Origin of the sequence: Streptomyces sp. NPDC048420, assembly GCF_040651535.1 — a bacterium.
GTDB lineage: Bacteria > Actinomycetota > Actinomycetes > Streptomycetales > Streptomycetaceae > Streptomyces.
This window is the reverse complement of record NZ_JBEZKG010000029.1, coordinates 42,136-63,952: the sequence shown is the minus strand read 5'-3', so window position 1 is coordinate 63,952 and position 21,817 is coordinate 42,136. Positions and strand designations below refer to the sequence as shown.

Genomic DNA, 21,817 nt, shown 5'->3' with positions numbered 1-21,817 from the left:
CCGGTTTTGCGATTTGAGACTTCTGTTTGCTTTCCGGGGGAATGAGGACGATATGTCGTACGTGGAGATGCCGGGCGCGAAGGTCCCGATCCGTATGTGGACCGACCCGGCGACGGTGGAGGACGTGGCGCTCCAGCAGCTGCGCAACGTGGCCACCCTGCCGTGGATCAAGGGGCTGGCGGTCATGCCGGACGTCCACTACGGCAAGGGGGCGACGGTCGGGTCCGTCATCGCCATGCAGGGCGCGGTGTGTCCTGCGGCGGTGGGGGTGGACATCGGGTGCGGGATGTCGGCGGTGAAGACGTCTCTGACGGCGAACGACCTGCCGGGGGATCTGTCCCGGCTCAGGTCGAAGATCGAGCAGGCCATTCCGGTGGGGCGGGGGATGCATGACAGCCCCGTTGACCCCGGGCGGATGCACGGGTTCGGTACGGCAGGGTGGGACGACTTCTGGGGGCGGTTCGACGGGGTCGCGGATGCGGTGAAGGTCCGGGAGGAGCGGGCGGCCAAGCAGATGGGGACGCTTGGCGGGGGGAATCACTATGTCGAACTCCTGTTTGATTCTGAGGGTTCGGTATGGCTCACGCTGCACTCCGGCTCCCGGAACATCGGCAAGGAGCTGGCGGAGTATCACATTGGGGTCGCACAGAAGCTGCCGCACAACCAGGGGTTGGTCGACCGCGATCTCGCCGTCTTCGTCTCGGACACTCCTCAAATGGCGGCGTACCGAAATGATCTGTACTGGGCCCAGGAGTACGCCAAGTACAACCGCGCGATCATGATGGCGCTCTTGAAGGACGTGGTCCGCAAGGAGTTCAAGAAGGCGAAGCCGACGTTCGAGACGGAGATCTCCTGCCACCACAACTATGTGATGGAGGAGCGCTACGAGGGCATGGACCTTCTGGTCACTCGTAAGGGGGCGATTCGCGCAGGCTCGGGTGAGTACGGGATCATTCCCGGTTCCATGGGCACCAGCTCGTACATCGTGAAAGGGCTCGGCAACGAGAAGGCCTTCAACTCGGCCTCGCACGGTGCGGGTCGGCGCATGAGCCGGAACGCGGCCAAGCGGCGGTTCTCGACGCGGGACCTGGAGGAGCAGACGCGGGGCGTGGAGTGCCGTAAGGACTCCGGTGTCGTGGACGAGATCCCGGGCGCCTACAAGAACATCGACCAGGTGATGGAGCAGCAGCGCGATCTTGTCGAGGTCGTGGCGAAGCTGAAGCAGTTCATCTGCGTGAAGGGCTAGGAGTTATCTGGGGCGCGGCGATTGAGTGCCGCGCCCCACACAACGGTGCTCAGTCCGGCAGTGGTACTACGCCATGCAGCAGTTTCCATCGGCGGTTTTGGCAGGGACTCGTGGAGTAGCCAAGCTTCGCGGCGGCGTGGGCGATGGTGGGAGCTGCGAGCAGGACCCGGTCCATTTCAGCAGTCCACTGGATGCGGGGAGGCCGGCGTTCCATGTCCGTAGGTCGGACCCAGGACCCGAGTGAATCGGCCGCGCTCTGCTTCCTGCCCAGTGAAATGCAGCCCGGGTAGTAGAGGTGAGCGGCCAACTGCTGGGCGTTCTCCTTCACATAGAGGATGTTGTAAATGCCGTCTCGGGCGTTCCGCTTGAGAGTGCGCTCGGCACCCGTGATGCTCTCGGCGTAGGAACACAGGTAAGCGCCAGTGGCCGTGCTCTGTGTGGTGAGAGAGACGAATGGGAACCCTTGCCCCGTGTAGCCGACCGAGCCGTCGGCGTCGATGAGACCTCGGATGTAGTCGCACGCTGAGAACGGGTTCCGAGGCGGGGCGATTTCTCTGGACTTGCAGCCGTAGGGCAGGCCGAGGCCGTTCAGCAGGGTTCTGGCTTCGAGGGAGCACAGTGTCCAGGTGGCCGAGTTGTGGGTCTCGGCGAAGTTGGTTGAGCGAGTGCGCTCGGTGATGCTGCTGTAGTACGGCGTCAGCTTCTGGAACTTGCGCAGGAGGTCGATGTCCCGGGCATTGAGCTCGACGGCCAACTTGCCTTTCTGGCCGACCCCTTGCTGTAGGTGTCCGTCCGCCTGCAAGAAGCCGAACATGTACGCGTACTCGGGGACCGTCAGGTCCATGAACTGGTGGGCGTTAGGCTCGCATTCAGCCACAGGGAAGCCTCATCTCTTCCTTGCTGGACAGGCCCTCGACTGGGCGGCATCCCGGTCGAGGGCCGTCGTGTTGATGTTGTGGCGTGAGCCTAGGTCGCCAGTTCAGGGGGTGTTCAGGTGATCGAAGAGGTTCATCCCTGTGGGTGATCTGCCGCGCTCACTTCGGAGCGTGCATCACCGCGTAGATCATGACGAACGCCACGATGTGGATGCCGAAGAGGAAGTAGGCGAGCCACCACCACATCTGGCGTTCGTCGTGGGGGTCTTTGTTGTCCTTCTCGTCCCGGCTCACAGGTCCCTGTGGACCTTTGTGTTGGAGGCCTGGGCGCGGGGGCGCAGGACCAGGAGGTCGACGTTGACGTGGCTGGGGCGGGTGACCGCCCAGGTGATGGTGTCCGCCACGTCGTCGGCCGTGAGGGGGTCGGCGACGCCCTCGTAGACCTTCTCGGCCTTCTCCTGGTCGCCGGCGAAGCGGGTCAGGGCGAACTCGTCGGTCTTGACCATGCCGGGTGCGATCTCGATGACGCGGACCGGCCTCCCGACGATCTCCAGGCGGAGGGTCTCCGCCAGGACGTGGGCGCCGTGCTTGGCGGCGACATAGCCCGCGCCGCCCTCGTAGGTGCCGTGGCCTGCCGTGGACGAGACGACGACGATCGTGCCGTCGCCGCTCGCGTCGAGCTTGGGGAGCAGGGCCTGGGTGAGGTTGAGGGTGCCGATGACGTTCGTCTCGTACATCGTGCGCCAGTCGGCGGGGTCTCCGGTGGCGACCGGGTCGGCACCGAGGGCTCCGCCTGCGTTGTTCACGAGGACGCCGATCGTCTTGAAGGCCGTCGCGAACTCGTCGACCGCCTCGCGGTCCGTCACGTCCAGCTGGTACGCCGTCGCCTGGTGGCCCGCCGCGTTGATCTCCTCCGCGAGCGCCTCGATACGGTCCTTGCGGCGGGCGGTCAGGACGACGCGGTAGCCGGCCGCGGCGAGCTGCCGTGCGGTCGCTGCGCCGATTCCGCTGCTCGCACCGGTGACGACGGCGATGCGGGACGCGGCGGACGGGGCGGCGGTGGCCATGGGCTGCTCCTCGGACGTACGGATGTCGGGCTCCCCGCCAGGATAGGCGCGGTGCGGTCCGCCGCTCCGGGCGGTCCGGATCGCGGTCCGGTGAGACGATGAGATGGGTGATCCCCTGACACGTGGAGGTGGATCATGGGAGAAGCGCGTGAGGTCATGGACCGGCTCACCGATGCGCTCACCACGCACCCGGACCTGAAGGTCATCGCCGAGCTGTACGCGGAGGACGCGGTCGCCGTCACCCCCGACGAGGGGGAGATCCGCGGGCGCGACAACATCGTCGAGTACTGGCGGCAGATGACGGAGGCGGTGCCGGAGGCCACGTTCGAGTCGCTGCACTCCTACGAGGCCGGGGACACGGCCATCGACGAGGGTGTCTACCACGGGCGCAACACCGGGCCGATCCAGCTGCCGACCGGGGAGACCCTTCCCGCGACGCAGAAGGAGATCCGGATTCGCGGGGTGGACATCGCGACGGTGAAGGACGGCCGGATCACCGACTACCGGCTGTACTTCGACGAGATGGAGTTTCTGGGGCAGTTGGGCCTGCTGCCCGACGAGACGCCGTAGCGGCGGCTGCCTAGTCGCCTCGCGGGGCGTACATGATCACTGCCATGCCCGCGAGGCAGACCAGTGCGCCCGCGATGTCCCAGCGGTCGGGGCGGTAGCCGTCCGCCGCCATGCCCCACACGATCGAGCCGGCCACGAAGATGCCGCCGTACGCGGCGAGGATGCGGCCGAAGTGGGCGTCGGGCTGGAAGGTGGCGACGAAGCCGTAGGCGCCGAGGGCGAGGACGCCGCCCACGGTCCACATCCAGCCGCGGTGTTCTCGTACGCCCTGCCAGACCAGCCAGGCGCCGCCGATCTCGAAGAGGGCGGCTACGACGAAGAGGGCAGCGGAGCGGGCAACGAGCATGTCGGTCAGCTTCGCATGCCGTGATGTCGGGGCTTGCGTCACCTGATGGAGGGCGCCTGTCGTTCGCCGTACGTGGGATACATCCCTGCGACCACGGCGGTTCGGGCGGCTGGAGCGAGGAGTGGGTGGCATGCGGGTGCTTGCGGTGTGGGGTGCGGTGGTTGCGGTCCTGGTGGGCGGGGGTACGGCGGTCGCCGACGGCGGGCCCGAGGCGGATCTGGCCTATCACGGGGCCGCGTCCATGGCCGGGGGGTGGGTGGACTTGCGGTTCACGCCGCGCAATCACGGGCCGGCCGAGGTTCCGGACGCGACCGTGCGGTTGCGGTGGTCCGAGCCGCTGGTGGACCGGCAGGTGTTGCCGGGCGGGTGTGCGCGGTTCTCGGAGCGGGTGGTGTTGTGCCGGGTGGGGGCGTTGGCGGCGGACGGGGTGGGGGAGCGGGTGGAGATGCGGGTGCGGGTGCGGGGGGTGCCGTCGGAGGTTCTGCTGGAGATCGACACGGTGTGGAACGGGGGGACGGTGGATCGGAATGGGGAGAACGATCGGCAGCGGGTGTTGGTGTTGGACAGTGGGGACGAGTACTACTTCTGACGGGGCCGGGGGCGGTTGTCGTTCGGGTGCGGGTCCGTTGTGGCTGGTCGCGCAGTTCCCCGCGCCCCTGGGTGGGGCACCTGGGCGAAATCAATCAGTGGTCGCGTCGTAGCGCTCTCGTGCCTCGTGGACCTCTTCGATGTGGGTCTCCGCCCAGGCCTTCACCGCTGTCAGCAGGCCCGCCAGGCTGCTTCCCAGTGCGCTGAGTTCGTAGTCGACCCTGACCGGTACCGACGGTGTGATCGTGCGGGTGAGGATGCCGTCGCGTTCCAGGGTGCGCAGGGTCTGGGTGAGCATCTTGGGGCTGACGCCGGCGATTTTGCGGCCGAGGTCGCTGTAGCGCATGGGGCCGGTGGAGAGGGCGGCGACGACGAGGCTGACCCACTTGTCGCTGAGGCGGTCCAGGAGCTGGTTGGTGGGGCAGCCCTTGATGAACGCGTCGTACTCCACACGTGCCTGTTCGCGCCGCTGCGCCGCCGTCGTGGTCGGCATGGCTCACCTCCGGGGGATCTACGCACTTCCAGGTAACTACTTACCAATAGATAGTAGCTCTTCCTAGGGTTGCTGACAGCGGCGGAGATACCGGCGCGAACAGTGATCAATGGGGAGTACCCAGTCATGCGTGTTGCTGTGGTGAGGACCTTCGGTGGGCCCGAGGCCGTGGAAGTGGTGGAGCACGAGCTGCCCGAGCCGGGAGCCCGGCGGGTGCGGATCAAGGTCGCCGCGGCCGCGCTGAATCCGGTGGACCTCGGCGTCCGGGGCGGGTTCTTCGGCGGGGCGGGCAAGGACATAGGGCTCGGCTGGGATGTCGCGGGGACCGTGGACGCGGTGGGGGCGGGAAGCCTCTGGAACGTGGGGGATCAGGTGGTGGCGCTGTACCACGGGCTGACGAAGGACCTGGGCACGCACGCCGAGTACGTCGTCGTCGACACGGACGCGGTCGCCAAGGCGCCGGCCACGGTCGACGCGATCCACGCGGCGACCCTGCCGCTGAACGCGCTGACCGCCGTGCAGGCTCTGGATCTGCTGGAGTTGACCGAGGGGCAGTCGCTTCTCGTCGCCGGGGCGGCGGGTGCGGTGGGTGGTTTCGCCGTGCAACTCGCCGCGAGCCGGGGAGTGTTGGTGACAGGGCTGGCCCGGGCGCGGGACGAGGAGTTCGTACGGTCCCTGGGGGCCGCGGAGTTCACGACCGCGGGCGTCGCGCGGGGCTTCGACGCCGTACTGGACACGGCGGTGCTCGGTGAGACGGCGCTGGAGTGGGTGCGGGACGGCGGGGCCTATGTAGGGGTACGGCCGGGGGCGCACCCCGGGTCGGTGCGCGGGGTGCGGACGGCGTCCGTGTCGGTGGAGGCGGACGGGGCGCGGCTCGCCGAGCTGGCCGGGCTGGTGGACGAGGGGGTGCTGACGCTCAGGGTGGCCGAGACGTACACCCTGGACGCGGTGGCCAAGGCGCACGCCCGGCTGGAGGAGGGCGGGGTGCGGGGGCGGCTCGTGCTGGTGCCGTGACCGTCAGGTCCGTGCCGCCTGGGCGTACGCCGTCGGCGGCGCCCCGACCGTCGCCGTGAAGTCCCTGACGAGGTGGGCCTGGTCGGCGTAGCCGAGGTCGGTGGCGAGGGCGGCCCAGTCGACTTCGTCGCGGGTGCCGGCGAGTTCCAGGGCCTCGTGGATGCGGTAGCGGAGGATGACCCACTTCGGACTGACACCGACATATGCCGAGAAGAGCCGTTGCAGCGCCCGTACCGAGACTCCGGCCGCCTCGGCGAAGTCGTCGACGCGGCGCAGGGTGCGGTCGGTGCGGGCTCGGTCGACGAGGGACATGGCCAGGTCGGCCTGGGGGTCGCGGGTGGGGGTGAGGGGGAGCAGGAAAGCGTCGAGGGCGGCGATGCGGGACTCGTCGGAGGTGGGGGTCACGATCGTCCGGGCGGCGGCCCGGGTCGCCTGCGGGAAGACGGCCTCGGCGGGGTGCGTCCGGCCGGTCCAGTACGACACCGGGTGCTCGGGGGCGTACGGCCGGAAGCCGCCGGGGCGGAACTTCACCCCGCACACCCGTCCCCGGCCGGTGAGCTTCCTGGTGTAGAGGCCGCCCGGGATGCCGGTCAGCTCGGCGTAGGGCGGGCCCTTGTCCTGCTGGAAGGTGAGGTGCACGGACGGGTGCGGGACGACGTGGGAGGCGTAGGGCTCGGGCAGGTCCCAGTCGATGAACCAGTAGTGCTCGACGTACCGGCGCAGCGGCTCGGCGGGCTCGTGGCGGCGGAACCGCACCCTTGCCAGCAGTCCGGCGGGGTCGACGATCCCCCGGGTGTCGCGGCGGGGCTCGGCCTCGGCCATGAGGGGATCGTACGTCCGGGGCGGGCGTCGCGTTCGGGCACGTCGCGTTTCTTCAAGAAGGGCGGCCGAGGTCTTCGTACGGTCGGAGCATGGACACGAACGAGACGAAGAAGACGTACGGCATCGGCGAGCTGCTGGGGATGGCCCGGGAACGGGCGGTTCCGGTGGTCCGGGGGATTCCGGACTCCGCTCTCGGGGCTGCCACGCCCTGTGCGGAGTACGACGTGAAGGCGTTGGTCAACCATGTCTTCCAGGTGGTCGTGCAGTTCCAGCGGCTGGCGGCGAAGGAGCCGTCGGAGTTCGGGGCGGCGGCTCCCGACCGGGTGGCCGAGGGGGCGGACTGGCGGGAGCGGCTGGTGGCCGAGACGGGGCGGCTGGTGGCGGCGTGGTCCGTGCCCGGGGCGGAGGAGGGGGTGACCGGGGCGATGGGGATGCCGGCGCGGTTGGTCGGGGGGATGGCGCTGCTTGATCTGACCGTGCATGTGTGGGATCTGGCGCGGGCGACTGGTCAGGAGTACGGGGAGGTCGAGGGGGCGGTGGTGGCGGAGCTTGCGGGTGCGGTGGCTGAGTTGGAGCCCACGGCTCGGAAGATGGGGGTGTTCGGGGAGCCGGTGGGGGTGGGGGAGGGGGCGTCGGCGTTCGAGCGGTTGTTGGGGCGGACTGGGAGGGATCCGGGGTGGGGGTGAGGGTGGGTTCGGTTGGTGTTCGGCTGCGGGTGCGTGGGGGCTGGTCGCGCCCACGCGGCGGAGCCGCAAATCGACACAGCCCCGCGCCCCTGACGGGGTCATCTGGGCCGGCGGGAATAGGCGCAAGTAAGTCCTCGTTCTCCCAGGCGCGCGGTTATAGTTGAACCGTCAACCAACTGGAGGGTGAGCGACCATGCAGTTCGGGATCTTCAGCGTCGGTGATGTCACGCCGGACCCGACCACCGGACGTACGCCGACCGAGCGTGAGCGGATCAAGGCCATGGTCGCCATCGCGCTGAAGGCCGAGGAGGTCGGGCTCGACGTCTTCGCCACCGGTGAGCACCACAACCCGCCGTTCGTGCCGTCGTCGCCGACCACCATGCTCGGGTACATCGCGGCGCAGACCGAGAAGCTCATCCTCTCCACCTCCACCACGCTGATCACCACGAACGACCCGGTGAAGATCGCCGAGGACTTCGCGATGCTCCAGCACCTGGCCGACGGGCGGGTGGACCTGATGATGGGGCGCGGCAACACCGGCCCTGTCTACCCCTGGTTCGGGCAGGACATCCGGGAGGGCATCAACCTCGCCATCGAGAACTACGCGCTGCTGCGCCGGCTGTGGCGTGAGGACGTCGTGAACTGGGAGGGGAAGTTCCGGACGCCGCTGCAGGGGTTCACCTCCACGCCGCGGCCGCTGGACGGGGTCGCGCCGTTCGTCTGGCACGGGTCCATCCGCTCGCCCGAGATCGCCGAGCAGGCCGCGTACTACGGCGACGGGTTCTTCCACAACAACATCTTCTGGCCGGCCGACCACACCAAGCGGATGGTCGAGCTGTACCGGAGCCGGTACGCCCACTACGGGCACGGGACGGCCGAACAGGCGATCGTGGGGCTGGGCGGGCACGTGTTCATGCGGCGCAACTCGCAGGACGCGGTCAAGGAGTTCCGGCCGTACTTCGACGTCGCGCCGGTGTACGGGCACGGGCCCTCCCTGGAGGACTTCACCGACCAGACGCCGCTGACCGTGGGTTCGCCGGAGCAGGTCATCGAGAAGACGCTGAAGTTCCGGGAGTACGCCGGGGACTACCAGCGCCAGCTGTTCCTCGTGGACCACGCCGGGCTGCCGCTGAAGACCGTCCTCGAGCAGCTCGACATGCTCGGCGAGGAGGTCGTACCGGTGCTGCGTGAGGAGTTCGCGAAGGGGCGGCCGGCGGACGTGCCGGAGGCCCCCACGCATGCGTCGCTGCTCGCCGCCGCGCGCGAGGAGGTCGTCGCATGAGGCTCGTCGTCGTCTCGGCGGGGCTGAGCGTGCCGTCGTCCACGCGGCTGCTTGGTGACCGGCTGGCCGCGGCGGTCGGCCGGCGGGGCCCGGTCGACGTCCAGGTGGTCGAGCTGCGGGAGCTCGCCGTGGAGATCGCACACAACTTCACCAACGGGTTCCCGGGCAGGGCGCTGGCCGCCGCGCAGGAGGCGGTGACCGGGGCCGACGGACTGATCGTGGTGACCCCAGTGTTCTCGGCGTCGTACAGCGGGCTGTTCAAGTCGTTCTTCGACGTGCTGGAGCCGGAGGCACTGGACGGCAAGCCGGTGCTGATCGCGGCGACCGGGGGTTCCGCCCGGCACTCGCTGGTCCTGGAGCACGCACTGCGGCCGCTCTTCGCCTACCTGAAGGCCGTAGTCGTACCGACCGGGGTCTACGCCGCGTCGGAGGACTGGGGTGGCGAGGGGCTGGACGGGCGGATCGAGCGGGCGGCCGGGGAACTGGCCGCGCTGATGGCGGGACTGTCGGCCGGGCGCGGGCCGCGTGCGGCCCGGGCCGACTCGTTCTCGGCGGTGGTGCCGTTCGAGCAGCAGCTCGCCGCGTTGCGTCCCCCGGGGTGAGAGGGCAGTAAGAAGGGCACCAGGTGAGCAGCTCATCACGTCGTACGACTCGGCGGGACGGCACACTGAGGGTGTGCCCCAAAATGTGCTGCTCGCCGAAGACGACCGCGCCATCCGTCACGCCCTGGAGCGCGCCCTGATCCTGGAGGGCTACCAGGTCACCGCGGTCGCCGACGGGGTCGAGGCGCTGGCGCAGGCCCACAAGACGCCGCCGGACGTGCTCGTCCTCGATGTGATGATGCCCGGGATCGACGGACTCCAGGTCTGCCGGGTGCTGCGCGCCGAGGGCGACCGGACGCCGATCCTGATGCTGACGGCGCTCGTGGAGACCCAGGACCGGATCGCCGGCCTGGACGCGGGCGCCGACGACTACGTGGTGAAGCCCTTCGACGTGGAGGAGGTCTTCGCCCGGCTCCGTGCGCTGCTGCGGCGGACGAGTCCTGATGGCATGGCTCCGGCCCCTGGGGCACCCAAGGCACCTCCCGCGCCCGACCTCCCCCAGGGCCGGATCGAGGCCGCCGGGCTGCGCATGGACATCCAGGCACGCCGGGCCTGGCGCGGGACGCGCGAGCTGGAGCTGACCCGTACCGAGTTCGAGCTGCTGGAACTGCTCGTGCGCAACGCGGGCATCGTGCTCGACCACTCGACCATCTACGACCGGATCTGGGGCTACGACTTCGGGCCCGGCTCCAAGAACCTCGCCGTCTACGTCGGCTATCTGCGCCGCAAGCTCGACGCCCCGGGCGCCCCCCAGCTGATCCACACGGTGCGCGGCGTGGGTTACGTGCTCCGGGAGGACTGAGTGGGCCGGCTGGCCCGCATGTGGGCCCGGCCGCGGCCCCGGCTGCTGTCCCTGCGGACCACGTTCGCGGTGTCCTTCGCCGCGGTGACGGCCGCGGTGACCGTGCTGGTCGGCGTGCTGTCCTACAACGCCGCCGCCCGTCTGGTGCGGGTGGACCAGGAGACCGTGTTCGACGAGGTCGTACAGGATCTGCGGGACGAGGTGAGCCAGCACCGGATGACGCCGGAGGACTTCTCGTCCTCGGCGCCGGGCCACGACCTCGTACGGCCCGCCCGTACGGATGTGCAGGTGCTCGGGCCCACCGGGGCGGTCGCCGACCCCGGGCGTCCCGGGCTGCCGGTGGTCTCCGGGGACCGGACGATCGCGGGTGCCGGTGCCGCCGGGCGGATCGTCCTGCACAAGGAGGTCTCGGTCGGGAACGACGTGTACCGGATCGCCACCGTCTCGCTCGGCGGGGGGCGGGGGGCCGTGCAGGTCGCCCAGGAGTTCAGTGACACCGAGGACCTGTTGCGGGCGCTGCAGCAGCGGACGTTGATCCTCATGTCCGCGGTGGTCATCGGGGCCGGGTTGTTCGGGTGGTGGCTGGCCCGGCGGATCACCCGGCGGCTGGTCATCCTCACCTCCGCCGCGGAGGACGTGGCGCGCACCAGGCGGCTGGAGATCGAGGTGCCGGTCACCGGCTACGACGAGGTGGGGCGGCTCGGCCGGGCCTTCGACCGGATGCTGGGGCGGCTCGCGCAGTCCGAGGAGGACCAGCGGCGCCTGGCGCAGGACGCGGGGCACGAGCTGCGGACACCGCTGACGTCGCTTCGGACGAACATCTCACTGCTGCGGCGGATCGACGAGCTGCCGCCCGCCACCCGTGACGAACTGGTCGCCGACCTCACCCAGGAGGCCCGCGAGCTGACCGACCTGGTCAACGAGCTGGTCGACCTCGCGGCGGGACAGTCGGACAACGAGCCGCCGCAGCGGGTCGACCTCGCGGACGTCGCCGAGGAGGTGGCGGGGCAGGCCCGGCGGCGGACCGGACGGGAGATCGTGGTGCACGCGGACGGCGCCACCGTCACCGACGGGCGGCCCGGGATGCTGCAACGGGCGATCTCCAACCTCGTCGAGAACGCGGCGAAGTTCGACCGGGACGGTACTGCTCCGATCGAGATCTCGGTGTCCGGGTTCACGCTGGCCGGGCCGGTGCGGGTGGAGGTTCTGGACCGGGGGCCGGGGATCGCTGACGCGGATCTTGTGCGGGTGTTCGACCGCTTCTATCGGGCCGCCGATGCGCGGTCCCTGCCGGGGTCGGGGCTCGGGTTGTCGATTGTGCGGGAGGTTGCGCTGTCGCACGGGGGGGCGCCGTTCGCTTTCCCGAGGGACGGGGGTGGCACGGTGATCGGGTTCACGGTGGGTGGGGACGCGTACGGGGGTTGACTGTTGGCTGCGGGCCGGTGGGGGCTGGTCGCGCCCACGCGGCGGAGCCGCATATAGATACAGCCCCGCGCCCCTGGGTGGGTTGCAGCAGGCCTCAGAATGAGCAGAGCTGTCCGTGAGAGAGGGGCATCGACTTGCTCAGTGACCAGGAAGCCGCTGTTCTCGCGGCCATCGATGAGGCCGAACTTGCCCGAACCCTGCTGGAGTTGGTGGCTATACCCAGCGTCAGCGGGAGTCCCGCCGAGGCCGAGATCCAGCATCATCTCGCCGGGCGGCTGGAGCGGCTCGGGCTCGATGTCGATCTGTGGTCCATGGATCTGCCCGCGCTGCTCGCGCACCCCGGGTTCCCGGGGTCGGAGGCCGCGCGGGACGAGGCCTGGGGACTGGCCGGAAGGACCCCGGACGGCGGCGACGGGCCGGAGTTCGTGTTGCAGGGGCATGTGGACGTCGTACCGCCGGGGGATCTCGCCGCCTGGGACGGGGATCCGTTCGTGCCCAGGGTGACGGGGGACGTCGTGCACGGGCGGGGCGCCTGTGACATGAAGGCCGGGCTCGCGGCGCAGCTGGCCGTGCTCGCGGCGATCCGGGACAGCGGGGTTCGGCTGCGCGGGCGGGTCGCCGCGCACTTCGTGGTGGGCGAGGAGGACGGCGGGCTCGGCGCCTTCGGGACCCTGCAACGGGGGCACGGCGGTGACGTGTGCGTCATAGGGGAGCCGACGGCCGGGACCCTCATCACCGCCAACGCCGGCGCGCTGACCTTCAGGATCGCGGTCAACGGCAAGGCGGCGCACGCCAGTTCGCGGGCGGAAGGGGTCAGTGCCGTCGACGCCTACCTGCCGTTGCACCGGGCGCTGGCGCGGCTGGAGAGCGACCGTAACCGGGACCCGCATCTCCTGATGGCCGAGTACCCGATCCCGTACGCCCTCTCCGTCGGCATCCTGCGCTCCGGCGACTGGTCCAGCAGCGTGCCCGACCTGCTGGTCGCGGAGGGGCGCCTCGGGGTGCGGCTGGGGGAGGAACCGGCGGCGGCGCGGGCGGAGTTCGAGCGGTGCGTGGCCGAGGTGTGCGCCGGTGACCCCTGGCTGCGGGACCATCCCGTGGCCGTGAGCTGGCCTGGCGGGCAGTTCGCGAGCGGACGGCTGCCGCAGGGGCATCCGCTGCCGGACACGATCCGGGCCGCCCACGCGGATGCGGTGGGCGGCCCGGCGGTACGGGAGCGCGGGGCGCCGTACGGCAGTGATCTGCGGTTGTACGCCGGGGCCGGCATCCCGACTCTGCAGTACGGGCCGGGTGACATCCAGGTGGCGCACAGCGCTCGGGAGCACGTGTCCGTGCGGGAAGTGGTGGATGTGGCGCGGGCTCTGGCGGTGACGGTGCTGCGGACCGTGGGGACCAAGTAGGGCTTGGAGTGGCTAGTTCGCCGTCCTGCCGAAGCAGCGCTCCAACTCGTTCAGGTCGTAGAACTTGCTGCCCTTGGAGACCGGCACGCAGCCTGCCTTGAAGGCGGTCTCCTTCTCGTTGTAGAGCATGCGGACCAGGTAGGTGCCGCCCTTGCGGTACACGTCCCACTGGATGTTCGAGCCGAGGGGGGCCACGGCGGCGCCGCGCCAGGCGTTGGTGGCGTACGTGTACGGCGTGGCCGTGGTGACGCCCTGAGTGCTGCCCGGCAGGCCCATCAGCGCGGCCAGCGGGATGATCTCCTCGGCGTGCGTGAAACGGAGTTCGGCGCCGAGGTCGCTGGTGCCGGCGCGCTTGGCCTCGACCTGCTGGAAGAAGTCGTCGAGCACGACGTCCGCCATCTTGTACGTGATGTCGCTGTCGGCGAAGCCGGGGCCCTTCTCGTAGAAGTCCTCGGCGTCGCTGAGGTAGCCGAACCAGTCGGCGTCCCGCTCGGCGATGAACTTCTCCAGGCCCCAGCCCTTGCCGCCGGGGCTCTCCTCGCGCATGGCGGGGGCCATGGCGTACAGGTTGTAGACCGCCTGGGCCGCGGCCACCTGGTCGTCGGCGGAGAGCGTGTCGACGAAGGACGTCCGGAAGAGCTTCTTCAGTACGCTGCGGGCGGCGCTGTGGGTCCTCGGCTGGTCGGTGATGCTCTTCAGGGTGTCCGCGAGGCGCTGGTCGTTCGCGATGTAGTCGCGGTACGCCTTGCCGCCGGCGGCCTTGTGGAAGTAGAGCAGGTCGACGTCCGTGCGGGTGGGCCCGATGAGCGGCTTGAGCCCGGGGTCCTTCTCGGCGAGGGTTCCGGCGTAGATGTTCGCGCTGTCCACGGCCCGGCCCTGGCCCGAGCTGACGACGTCGATCTTCTCCTTCTTCTTCGCGATCGTGGCGAACAGGCTCGGCAGCCGCTGCGCGAGGCGGGTGGCCGTGGCCTGGAGTTCCTGCTTGCCGCGGCCGCTGAGGTCGCCGTAGCCGACACCGCTCATGGCGGCCTGGAGCGCCTTGATCTTCGGGCCGAACGCCCGGCCCTTCGCGGTGAGTCCGTTCGCCGCCTCCGCCTTCTCCACGAGCGCGAGAACCAGGTCGCCGTCCTCGCTGTCGGTCGCGGCGCGGGAGCCGTGCCGGGAGACGTTCTCCGTGAAGACGGGCACGAAACCGGCCGGCGCCTTCTGGTAGGTGCGGGGGCTCTGCTGGGGCTCGTAGGGAGCCTTCGTTCCGTAGCTGTCGCTGTCGCTCCGGTGCTCGGACACGGCCTGCGCGGGGAACGCGGTGGTCGCGAGGAGGGCGGCGAGCCCTGCGGTGGCCAGGGCGGGGGTGATACGTCTCATGCGCGCATCGTTTGCGCAGGACGTGAACGACGGATGACCGCCGGGCGGCGGTCCGGCCTCGGGGAGGGCTGGCCAGGGTCAAGGGCGACAGGGGGCGGACGCTCCCGCGTGCGGGGGCCCCGCGCCGACAGCAGCGCGCTCGTCACCTACGGGCGTGATCCGGCCGTCGAGGTCGGGATCTCCGGCGATCGCGCGGACGGCGAGGTGCGCTCCAGGGCTGGTCCGGCGGGGCAGGTCGGCTACGAGCGGGGTCCGGCGCGTGCACCCGCTCCAGGCGCTGTCGCTGGGGGAGTGCGTGCCGGGGTCCGCGACGCCGACGTGATCCGCCGGGCAGGTCTCAGGCGGGCTGCCCACGCAGAGGTGTCGTCTCCAGCGCCTCCCGTGCCGCCGTCAGCGCCGGGTGGGTCTGTTCCGCGACCCGGTGGAAGGTCTCCTGGGCGGTGCGGGCCGGCCAGGCCGGGGGCAGGTGGCGGGCCGGGAGGCGGGGGTCGGTGCGGATGGTCCACAGCCACTCGCTGACCAGGCGCAGGCGGGTGCCGATCGGGTCGTCGTCGGAGCCGTTGCCGAGGTGGGCGGTCCAGCGCTTGTCGAAGGTGACGTAGCGAGCGGCGATGGACTCCAGGTCCCAGGTGTCGCGGATCATCTGCTCGATGTCGGTCACCTCGGCGGCCCGGGCGTGGAAGATCTTGACGTGCGCGGTGAGGCCGAGTTCGGCGACCACCGCGGAGACGTCCACCTGACCGGGGGCGATCCACAGACCGCTGTACAGGGCCCCGAACCCCGACCAGGTCAGCCGGGAGCGCAGGTCGTGGCGCTGGCGTTTCCAGGAGTCGGGCAGGGAGAAGCCGAGCAGGGTCCAGGAGCCGTCCCAGTCGTCGTTGACCGCGCCCTGCTTCCAGATGCGGGTACGTCCGTCGACCAGGACCCGGGTCGCCTGCGGGGTCAGTCCGAAGAACATCTTGCGGCCCTCGCGCTGCCGCTGGAGCAGACCCCGGTTCACCATGCGGGTGAGGGTCGAGCGGACGGCCTGTTCGCCCACGCCCACCCGGCCCAGGACGTCGATGATGCTGCCCGAGTAGACGCCCAGGTCCCCCTCCTCCAGGACGTGGTTGCCGAAGAAGGTGAGCATGAGCGACTGCGGGCGTGGCTGCGGCCCGTCCGCTGTGTCCAGGATGTCGTCGTCCTCCACGGGGGCAAGAGTACGACCGCCCGCCGACCGTGCGGCAGGCGGTCGTACGAGGTCAACGGCGGTCGGCGGGGTGGGCAAGGTCGTACGGGCGCAGGTAGGGGGTGGGGCGGTACGAGACATAGCGGGTGGGGGTGGTGGGGTCGGCCGCGGTGGCGCGTGCGTTGAGGGACGCCGGGTCGGTGCCCTGCCAGCTGCCGGTGTCCAGGCGGTCCTCCAGGGTGTGGAGGGCGGCCAGTTGTTCGGCGGTGCTGAAGGTGCAGTGGCCGGCGTTGTCGACGTACGCCTGGCGGAGCAGGGGAGCGGAACCGGCCGCCGTGACCGCCCGCTTCAGCGCGCTCTCCGTCTGGACCGGGACCAGGGGGTCGCCGATGGTGTGGATGGAGAGCTGGGGCTTGGCGAGGCGGCCGGTGAAGGAGCTCGTGCTGCTCATCCACGTCACGGCCTTCTGGTCCGCCTTGATGCGCGGGGCCCGGTTGAGGGCGGCGAGGTCCTTCTTCAGCGACAGACCGGCCTTCTTGTAGAGCTCGGTGACCTCCTTGCGGACGGAGGACTCGGCGAGCAGGCGGGTGTAGTCGACGCCGGTGTTCCAGGACATGTTGCCGCCCGCCCGGACCTCGGCCTCCTGGCGCCGGTTGAAGGCGGCGATCTTCAGCAGGCCCTTGACGGCGTCGTACTGGTTGGCCTGCTGGGCGTCCCAGTCGGTGGCGGCGGGGCGGGTCTGGGTGGGCGCGTTCCAGACCGGGATGTTGTGGAGCGCGGCGGCCAGGGCGATCCGGGCCCGGCCCTCGGCCGTCGTCTGGGCGGAGTCGACCTTGGCGGTCAGGGTGTTCGCCGCGTCGGTGGCGGCCTGCTGCGTCGGGAGGTCGACCAGGGGGACGTCGGAGCCCAGGAGCGTCTTGAGGGCGAAGACCGGGTCGAGGGTGTTGTTCCAGTTGGCCACGCCGCCGTGGACCAGGCCGCACATGGAGAGCGAGCCGTCGATCTCGTCCGGGTGGCGCTCGGCGATCGCGGTGGTGACCAGACCGCCGTACGACCGTCCCCAGGCGATGGTGCGGGAGGCCTGGCCGAAGCGGTCGGTGAAGGCGGTCAGGGTGGCCATCTGGTCGGGGACCGCGTCCGTCACCGCCCAGCCGGTGCTGGCGTACGAGGAGCCGATGAGGGCGTAACCCTGTTGGAGGAGAAGCGCCTTGGTGGTGGCGTCCGGGGCGTCCTGGGCGGGGTTGGCCGGGCCTGCGTTGTAGCCGTGGCTGAAGAGGAGGACGGTGCCGTTCCAGGTGGTGGGGACGTCCATCATGTACGTGGCGCCGGAGGGGAGTTGGCCGTCCACGTGGGTCGGGTCCGTGGTGGTCGCCGCTGTGGCGGCGGGTGCGGCGGTGAGGGTGAGCAGGAAGGCCGCGGTGCAGGCGATGCGGGTGCTGTGCCTCATGCGGTGATCTCCTCAGTGTGGGGGGTGGTGGGGAGTGGGGAAGCGGGGTCCTCGCCGAGCGACGCCCGGCTGGTCTCGCGGACGAACCACACCGTCAGCGCGGTGATCAGTGAGCCTCCGCAGAGGAGGAGGGCGACGGGGGTGCCGTTGCCGCTGCTCGCGACCAGGCTGCCGGCGATCATCGGGGAGAACCCGGCGCCGACCAGGGTCGCGCCCTGGTAGCCGAGGGAGGCGCCGGTGTAGCGGACCTTGGTGCCGAACATCTCGCTGAACAGGGCGCCGAGCGGGCCGTACATCAGCGACTGCGAGATGCCGTGGCCGATGACGACGGCCAGGATCAGGGCCCCCGACGACTTGGAGTCGACCAGCGCGAGGACCGGGAAGGCGGTGGCGGCGGACAGGATCGCGCCGGTGAGGACGACCGGGCGGCGGCCGATCCGGTCGGAGAGCGCGGAGGCGCAGGGCAGCACGACCAGGGCGACCGCGGCCGAGACGGTGAGCGCGGTGAGCACCTGCGGGCGGGGATAGCCGATGCCGGTGGCGTACGAGATCAGGTAACTGGTCAGCAGGGACTGGGTGGTGAAGGCGCCGATGCCGACGCAGCAGGCCAGCAGCACGGGCTTCGGGCGGCGCAGGACGTCGAGGATGGGGAGCCTCGACTCTGCGCGGTCCTTCTTCACCTCGGCGAACAGCGGGCTCTCGACCACCTGGAGGCGGACGAACAGACCGACGCCGAGCAGCAGCACGCTCAGCAGGAACGGCACGCGCCAGCCCCAGGCCGCGAACTGGTCCTTGGGGAGGGTGGAGACCATCGCGACCACGGCGGCGGAGATCAGGGAGCCGAGCGGGGCTCCCATCTGGGTGAAGCTGGACCACAGGCCGCGCCGCTTCTCGCCCGCGTGCTCGACGACCATGAGCGTGGCGCCGCCCCACTCACCGCCGATGGCGATGCCCTGCAGTACCCGCAGGGTGATCAGCAGGACCGGCGCCCAGACGCCGATGGTGTCGTACGTGGGCAGCAGGCCGATGAGGAAACTGGCGCCGCCCATCAGGCCCATGGTGAGCAGCAGCATGTTCTTGCGGCCGAGGCGGTCGCCGAAGTGCCCGAAGACGATGCCGCCGATCGGGCGGGCCACGTATCCGGCGGCGAAGGTGCCGAACGCGGCGATCGTGCCCACGGCGGGGTCGGCGCCGGGGAAGAACAGTTCACCGAAGACGAGTGCGGCGACGGTGCCGTAGACGAGGAAGTCGTAGAACTCGACGGCGGTGCCGAGCAGGCCGGAGAGGGCGACTCGGCGGAGTTGGCGGGTGCGGTCGGATGCGGTGGGGGACGGGGGCATCGCGCTCTCCCTTGAGCGGGGGAAGGACACCGCGAAATTAGGCTCTCTGGTGACTGCCGTCAAGAAAGTGCACAACATTGACAGGATTGACAGGGATGTGACAGGGGTCATGGGAACTTGGTGATCCCGTCGGGCAGTTGAGTGCGTGACCACGGATATGCGAACCCGGATGCGGGCCGGGGATCCGGACGCCTTCGCGGAGCTCTACGACGAGTGCGCCCGCTCGGTGTACAACCACGCCTTCCGGCTGACCGCCGACTGGTCCGTGGCCGAGGACGTCATGTCGGCGACCTTCATGGAGGCCTGGCGGCGCCGGGACTCGATCGAGGCCGAGGGCGGTTCGCTGCGGCCCTGGCTGCTCGGCATCGCCACCAACGTCTCCCGCTCCCACGGCCGCGGCAACCGGCGCTACCGGGCCGCGGTGAGCGCGGTGGCCGGGGCGGGTGTCGTGGAGGTCGCCGACCACGCGGAGGAGATCGCCGGGCGGGTGGACGACCGGCGCCGGATCGTCGCCACGCTGACCGCGCTCGCCTCGCTACGGCGCCCCGAACGCGAGGTCCGGTCTGCTGGTGGCCGCCCCGCAGACGACCTTCTCCGTCCTCGGCAGCACCGGTGTGGCGCTGCTGGTGGTCGCCGGGTGCCTCGCCGTGGCCGACGGGGCGCCCCGCGCGGTGCGCCTGACATCGTCGCCCTGTGGTTCCTTACGGACATCCGGTACGTGTCCGTGATCTAGGACGACACGATGTCCGCGCTGCCGGTGCTGCCGGCGTTCATGGGGGCGCGATGCTGCTGGCGACGGCGTGGACCCGGTACTCGACACGGCCGGCGCGGTGGTCAGGTAGGTGACGGCGCGATGTGACATCGCCTGCCTCTGTCCTGGTAACCTCAATGTTACTAACATTGATGTTAGTGTCGGAGGGGCGCTCGGTCGGGAGGGCAGGTATGGCGGATTTCGTCGGCAGGCGGCACGAGCTCGCCACGCTGAATCGCGAGCTGGGCAAGGTGACGGTCGGTATCGGTGGGGAGCGGCCAGGGCGCTGCGTGATGCTCAGGGGCCGCCGCCGGGTCGGCAAGTCGCGCCTGGTGGAGCGCTTCGCCGAGAAGTCCGGTGCGCCGTTCCTCTTCTACGCCGCCACCGGGGCGTCGCCGACGGCCGACCTGGAGCGGCTCGGCAGGGATGCTCAGTCCTCCAGCATTCCGCTGGCCAGTCTCCTGTCCGCGGCTCGCCCGGCGAACTGGGACGCCGCCTTCGACGTACTGGCGGCGGCACTGCCGCACGACCGGGCGAGCGTCGTGATCATGGACGAGGTGCCCTACCTGATGGACGAGGAGGGCGCGTTCGAGGGCGTGCTTCAGCGGGCCTGGGACCGAGCGCTGGAGACCAAGCCGGTGCTGCTGATCCTCATCGGTTCCGACCTGTCGATGATGGAGGCGCTGAACAGCTACGGACGCCCGTTTCATCAGCGCGGGCGGGAGATGGTGCTGGGTCCGCTCAACCCGGCGGAGGTGGGCGAGATGCTCGGCCTCGACGCCGCCTCCGCCATCGATGCGGCCTTGATCACCGGTGGGCTGCCCTTGATCTGTGCCGAGTGGCCGCACGGCGCCGGGACGTGGGAGTTCCTCGGGGAAGCACTCAGCGATCCGGTCTCGGCCCTGCTGGTCTCGGCGGAGCGCTCACTGGCCGCCGAGTTCCCCCAGCAGGCGCAGGCCCGCACCGTTCTCTCGGCGATCGGCAGCGGTGAGCGGACGTTTTCCAACATCGCCCGCGCGGCCGGCGGGATCGGGGCGACCCCTCTCCAGCGGTCGCTGGGCATCCTCGCCGAGAAACGGATGGTCTCGGCGGAGCTCCCCGTGTCGACGCGTCCTTCGAAGGATCGCCGCTACCGGGTCACGGATCCCTACCTCCGCTTCTGGCTGAAACTCCTGGGCCCGGCGATGGAGGAGATCGAGCGGGGCCGGGGTGACCTGACGCTGCGGCGCATCCGCGAGAACTGGACCAGTTGGCGCGGCAGGGCCGTCGAACCTCTCGTACGCGAGGCGCTGACGCGGTTGCTGCCCGACGCGGGTCTCCCCGCTGCCCCCGCCATCGGTGGCTACTGGACCCGTACCAACGACGTGGAGATCGACATCGTAGGGGCGGACCGCGCACCGATCGCCAAGGACCTGTTGTTCGTCGGCTCGGTGAAGTGGCTGGAGAACTCCCCGTTCGACCGCCACGATCTCGCGGCGCTGCACCGGCACCGCGCCGCTCTCACACCTGCTCCCGTACCGGTGATCGCCGTCTCGCGCAGCGGAACCGACTGTGCGGGACTCGATGCGGCATACGGCCCGGCAGACCTCCTCGCGGCGTGGTCCTCGTGAGCACCTGAACGACGCAAGGCCTCAGCTCACGGCCACACCAGGCAGTACGGCTGATGCCCCGCCTCATGCAGCCGATGCGAGAAGTCCTGCCACTCATGCAGCAGTTGGTACACATTGAACGCGTCCCGCGGCCCGCCCCGGTCCGGGACCGTCGACCAGATGAAGGCCGCCGCGCCGACCGCTTCCTCGCCGATGCCGCGCAGGGGGTCGACGACCGTCATGGGGAGCTTGACCACTGCGTAGTCGGGGTGGAGGACGACCAGTTCGAGCGGGGGGACCTTGTGGAGCGGGACGCCCTCTATGCCGGTGAGGACCATCGCCGCCATGGTCTCCGGCTTGATCTTCGTGAACATGCCGTTCATGCCGAGCTCGTCGCCGCCGAGTTCCTCGGGGCGCATCGAGATCGGGACGCGGGCCGCGGTCGCGCCGTCGGGCGCGCCGAAGTACTTGTACGTCACCCCCACCCGACCACCATTCCTGCTTCCCGCCCTCAACGGATCGATTCGACGTTCGATACGTCGCTCGTCCCGTTCCGACTCACCGGTTGCGCCCGAGACACCGGACACACCATGTCCCTGACGCGTCTCGTTGGCTTCCTCCGCCTCGCGCCGGTGCTTCCCCCGCCGGGCACGTCGAGGACCCAGGTCATCAGTCCCCTCGCCCAGTCCGCCACCGCGATGCATATCTCCACCCGACTGCTTTTCTAGGACGCGTGGCCCCCGCCGCGCAACCCGATCATCGTGTCAGTGACCTCCCCCACGGCCGCCCGCCGAAACGTGCGCTGAAACACCTGTCCGCAGGATCTTCGCAGCCCCTGGACAAACGGCTCCGTGCCATCGTCTCCGTGAGCTGTGTGTATCTGCATCCAGTTTCGCAGATCGTCGGGGCACCGGGGCGTTCCGAGGCCTGGCCTACCCT

General features: G+C 70.2%; 23 protein-coding genes. 12 read left to right on the top strand and 11 right to left on the bottom strand.

All coding sequences use genetic code 11. From position 1 onward, the window contains the following. The first annotated feature begins 52 nt into the window (after positions 1 to 52). Entirely contained in the window at positions 53 to 1,246 is a 1,194-nt protein-coding gene (locus AB0D34_RS39105) for an RtcB family protein (protein ID WP_362670896.1), read from the top strand. A 49-nt stretch (positions 1,247 to 1,295) separates the two neighbouring features. On the opposite strand, the gene AB0D34_RS39100 is transcribed toward AB0D34_RS39105, so the two are convergent. From AB0D34_RS39100 to AB0D34_RS39090, 3 genes are all read right to left on the bottom strand, one after another. Further along, positions 1,296 to 2,090 (bottom strand): hypothetical protein, encoded by a 795-nt coding sequence (locus AB0D34_RS39100; RefSeq protein ID WP_362670894.1) that lies wholly within the window; start codon positions 2,088 to 2,090, stop codon positions 1,296 to 1,298. Between the two features lie 190 nt (positions 2,091 to 2,280). Continuing rightward, positions 2,281 to 2,415, bottom strand: coding sequence for a hypothetical protein (locus AB0D34_RS39095; protein WP_362670892.1), 135 nt, complete (start codon positions 2,413 to 2,415; stop codon positions 2,281 to 2,283). Next, complete coding sequence (locus AB0D34_RS39090; protein ID WP_362670889.1) at positions 2,412 to 3,188, bottom strand: SDR family NAD(P)-dependent oxidoreductase; 777 nt, start codon at positions 3,186 to 3,188, stop codon at positions 2,412 to 2,414. The genes AB0D34_RS39095 and AB0D34_RS39090 overlap by 4 nt, the downstream gene beginning before the upstream one ends. 135 nt (positions 3,189 to 3,323) lie before the next feature. Here AB0D34_RS39090 and AB0D34_RS39085 point away from each other — a divergent pair, with 135 nt between their 5' ends. Further along, the gene (locus AB0D34_RS39085; protein ID WP_362670887.1) at positions 3,324 to 3,758 is read left to right on the top strand and encodes a nuclear transport factor 2 family protein; all 435 of its coding nucleotides are present in this window, start codon (positions 3,324 to 3,326) and stop codon (positions 3,756 to 3,758) included. 10 nt (positions 3,759 to 3,768) lie between these two features. Here the strand turns inward: AB0D34_RS39085 and AB0D34_RS39080 are convergent, their stop codons facing one another. Then, the gene (locus tag AB0D34_RS39080; RefSeq protein WP_362670885.1) at positions 3,769 to 4,104 is read right to left on the bottom strand and encodes a YnfA family protein; all 336 of its coding nucleotides are present in this window, start codon (positions 4,102 to 4,104) and stop codon (positions 3,769 to 3,771) included. Between the two features lie 130 nt (positions 4,105 to 4,234). On the opposite strand from AB0D34_RS39080, the gene AB0D34_RS39075 reads away from it, so the two are divergent. Continuing rightward, positions 4,235 to 4,693: a hypothetical protein gene (locus AB0D34_RS39075; protein ID WP_362670883.1), complete on the top strand. Its 459-nt coding sequence runs from the start codon at positions 4,235 to 4,237 to the stop codon at positions 4,691 to 4,693. Between the two features lie 90 nt (positions 4,694 to 4,783). Here the strand turns inward: AB0D34_RS39075 and AB0D34_RS39070 are convergent, their stop codons facing one another. Then, the gene (locus AB0D34_RS39070) at positions 4,784 to 5,185 is read right to left on the bottom strand and encodes a helix-turn-helix domain-containing protein (protein ID WP_362670881.1); all 402 of its coding nucleotides are present in this window, start codon (positions 5,183 to 5,185) and stop codon (positions 4,784 to 4,786) included. 126 nt (positions 5,186 to 5,311) lie between these two features. Between AB0D34_RS39070 and AB0D34_RS39065 the strand changes: the two genes are divergently transcribed. After that, positions 5,312 to 6,199 (top strand): NADP-dependent oxidoreductase, encoded by an 888-nt coding sequence (locus AB0D34_RS39065; protein WP_362670879.1) that lies wholly within the window; start codon positions 5,312 to 5,314, stop codon positions 6,197 to 6,199. A 3-nt stretch (positions 6,200 to 6,202) separates the two neighbouring features. Here AB0D34_RS39065 and AB0D34_RS39060 read toward each other — a convergent pair whose 3' ends face one another. Continuing rightward, entirely contained in the window at positions 6,203 to 7,021 is an 819-nt protein-coding gene (locus AB0D34_RS39060; RefSeq protein WP_362670876.1) for a helix-turn-helix domain-containing protein, read from the bottom strand. An 89-nt stretch (positions 7,022 to 7,110) separates the two neighbouring features. Here AB0D34_RS39060 and AB0D34_RS39055 point away from each other — a divergent pair, with 89 nt between their 5' ends. From AB0D34_RS39055 to AB0D34_RS39030, 6 genes are all read left to right on the top strand, one after another. Beyond that, the gene (locus tag AB0D34_RS39055; RefSeq protein ID WP_362670874.1) at positions 7,111 to 7,707 is read left to right on the top strand and encodes a TIGR03086 family metal-binding protein; all 597 of its coding nucleotides are present in this window, start codon (positions 7,111 to 7,113) and stop codon (positions 7,705 to 7,707) included. 193 nt (positions 7,708 to 7,900) lie between these two features. Then, entirely contained in the window at positions 7,901 to 8,989 is a 1,089-nt protein-coding gene (locus tag AB0D34_RS39050) for an LLM class flavin-dependent oxidoreductase (RefSeq protein WP_362670872.1), read from the top strand. Further along, a complete protein-coding gene (locus AB0D34_RS39045; protein WP_362670870.1) occupies positions 8,986 to 9,591 on the top strand; it encodes an FMN reductase in 606 nt (201 codons plus the stop codon). Before AB0D34_RS39050 ends, AB0D34_RS39045 begins: the two co-directional genes overlap by 4 nt. A 73-nt stretch (positions 9,592 to 9,664) precedes the next feature. Beyond that, positions 9,665 to 10,393 (top strand): response regulator transcription factor, encoded by a 729-nt coding sequence (locus AB0D34_RS39040; protein ID WP_362670868.1) that lies wholly within the window; start codon positions 9,665 to 9,667, stop codon positions 10,391 to 10,393. After that, a complete protein-coding gene (locus tag AB0D34_RS39035; protein ID WP_362670866.1) occupies positions 10,394 to 11,818 on the top strand; it encodes a HAMP domain-containing sensor histidine kinase in 1,425 nt (474 codons plus the stop codon). A 134-nt stretch (positions 11,819 to 11,952) separates the two neighbouring features. Continuing rightward, a complete protein-coding gene (locus AB0D34_RS39030) occupies positions 11,953 to 13,218 on the top strand; it encodes an ArgE/DapE family deacylase (protein ID WP_362670863.1) in 1,266 nt (421 codons plus the stop codon). A 12-nt stretch (positions 13,219 to 13,230) separates the two neighbouring features. Here the strand turns inward: AB0D34_RS39030 and AB0D34_RS39025 are convergent, their stop codons facing one another. The 4 genes from AB0D34_RS39025 to AB0D34_RS39010 form a co-directional block, all read right to left on the bottom strand. Further along, positions 13,231 to 14,583: a histidine-type phosphatase gene (locus tag AB0D34_RS39025; RefSeq protein WP_362670861.1), complete on the bottom strand. Its 1,353-nt coding sequence runs from the start codon at positions 14,581 to 14,583 to the stop codon at positions 13,231 to 13,233. A gap of 337 nt (positions 14,584 to 14,920) precedes the next feature. After that, a complete protein-coding gene (locus tag AB0D34_RS39020; protein WP_362670859.1) occupies positions 14,921 to 15,772 on the bottom strand; it encodes a PaaX family transcriptional regulator C-terminal domain-containing protein in 852 nt (283 codons plus the stop codon). Positions 15,773 to 15,824: 52 nt separating this feature from the next. Then, positions 15,825 to 17,198 (bottom strand): alpha/beta fold hydrolase, encoded by a 1,374-nt coding sequence (locus AB0D34_RS39015; protein WP_362670857.1) that lies wholly within the window; start codon positions 17,196 to 17,198, stop codon positions 15,825 to 15,827. Next, the gene (locus AB0D34_RS39010; protein ID WP_362670855.1) at positions 17,195 to 18,538 is read right to left on the bottom strand and encodes an MFS transporter; all 1,344 of its coding nucleotides are present in this window, start codon (positions 18,536 to 18,538) and stop codon (positions 17,195 to 17,197) included. Before AB0D34_RS39010 ends, AB0D34_RS39015 begins: the two co-directional genes overlap by 4 nt. 145 nt (positions 18,539 to 18,683) lie before the next feature. Here AB0D34_RS39010 and AB0D34_RS39005 point away from each other — a divergent pair, with 145 nt between their 5' ends. Together AB0D34_RS39005 and AB0D34_RS39000 are read left to right on the top strand one after the other, a co-directional pair. Further along, positions 18,684 to 19,271: an RNA polymerase sigma factor gene (locus AB0D34_RS39005; RefSeq protein ID WP_362670852.1), complete on the top strand. Its 588-nt coding sequence runs from the start codon at positions 18,684 to 18,686 to the stop codon at positions 19,269 to 19,271. Positions 19,272 to 19,480: 209 nt separating this feature from the next. Next, on the top strand, positions 19,481 to 20,899 hold the full coding sequence (locus AB0D34_RS39000; RefSeq protein WP_362670849.1) for a DUF234 domain-containing protein: 1,419 nt from the start codon (positions 19,481 to 19,483) through the stop codon (positions 20,897 to 20,899). Between the two features lie 26 nt (positions 20,900 to 20,925). Here the strand turns inward: AB0D34_RS39000 and AB0D34_RS38995 are convergent, their stop codons facing one another. Beyond that, positions 20,926 to 21,582 carry a hypothetical protein gene (locus AB0D34_RS38995; protein WP_355747791.1) on the bottom strand — a complete coding sequence of 219 codons (657 nt, stop codon included), beginning with the start codon at positions 21,580 to 21,582 and terminating at the stop codon, positions 20,926 to 20,928. Positions 21,583 to 21,817: the final 235 nt, after the last annotated feature.

Bases quoted from the DNA above. Each gene is read 5' to 3' on its own strand.
- AB0D34_RS39105 (WP_362670896.1), top strand. From the start codon at position 53: ATGTCGTACGTGGAGATGCCGGGCGCGAAGGTCCCGATCCGTATGTGG.
- AB0D34_RS39100 (WP_362670894.1), bottom strand. From the start codon at position 2,090: ATGGACCTGACGGTCCCCGAGTACGCGTACATGTTCGGCTTCTTGCAG.
- AB0D34_RS39090 (WP_362670889.1), bottom strand. From the start codon at position 3,188: ATGGCCACCGCCGCCCCGTCCGCCGCGTCCCGCATCGCCGTCGTCACC.
- AB0D34_RS39085 (WP_362670887.1), top strand. From the start codon at position 3,324: ATGGGAGAAGCGCGTGAGGTCATGGACCGGCTCACCGATGCGCTCACC.
- AB0D34_RS39080 (WP_362670885.1), bottom strand. From the start codon at position 4,104: ATGCTCGTTGCCCGCTCCGCTGCCCTCTTCGTCGTAGCCGCCCTCTTC.
- AB0D34_RS39075 (WP_362670883.1), top strand. From the start codon at position 4,235: ATGCGGGTGCTTGCGGTGTGGGGTGCGGTGGTTGCGGTCCTGGTGGGC.
- AB0D34_RS39070 (WP_362670881.1), bottom strand. From the start codon at position 5,185: ATGCCGACCACGACGGCGGCGCAGCGGCGCGAACAGGCACGTGTGGAG.
- AB0D34_RS39065 (WP_362670879.1), top strand. From the start codon at position 5,312: ATGCGTGTTGCTGTGGTGAGGACCTTCGGTGGGCCCGAGGCCGTGGAA.
- AB0D34_RS39060 (WP_362670876.1), bottom strand. From the start codon at position 7,021: ATGGCCGAGGCCGAGCCCCGCCGCGACACCCGGGGGATCGTCGACCCC.
- AB0D34_RS39055 (WP_362670874.1), top strand. From the start codon at position 7,111: ATGGACACGAACGAGACGAAGAAGACGTACGGCATCGGCGAGCTGCTG.
- AB0D34_RS39050 (WP_362670872.1), top strand. From the start codon at position 7,901: ATGCAGTTCGGGATCTTCAGCGTCGGTGATGTCACGCCGGACCCGACC.
- AB0D34_RS39045 (WP_362670870.1), top strand. From the start codon at position 8,986: ATGAGGCTCGTCGTCGTCTCGGCGGGGCTGAGCGTGCCGTCGTCCACG.
- AB0D34_RS39025 (WP_362670861.1), bottom strand. From the start codon at position 14,583: ATGAGACGTATCACCCCCGCCCTGGCCACCGCAGGGCTCGCCGCCCTC.
- AB0D34_RS39015 (WP_362670857.1), bottom strand. From the start codon at position 17,198: ATGAGGCACAGCACCCGCATCGCCTGCACCGCGGCCTTCCTGCTCACC.
- AB0D34_RS39010 (WP_362670855.1), bottom strand. From the start codon at position 18,538: ATGCCCCCGTCCCCCACCGCATCCGACCGCACCCGCCAACTCCGCCGA.
- AB0D34_RS39000 (WP_362670849.1), top strand. From the start codon at position 19,481: ATGGCGGATTTCGTCGGCAGGCGGCACGAGCTCGCCACGCTGAATCGC.
- AB0D34_RS38995 (WP_355747791.1), bottom strand. From the start codon at position 21,582: ATGCATCGCGGTGGCGGACTGGGCGAGGGGACTGATGACCTGGGTCCT.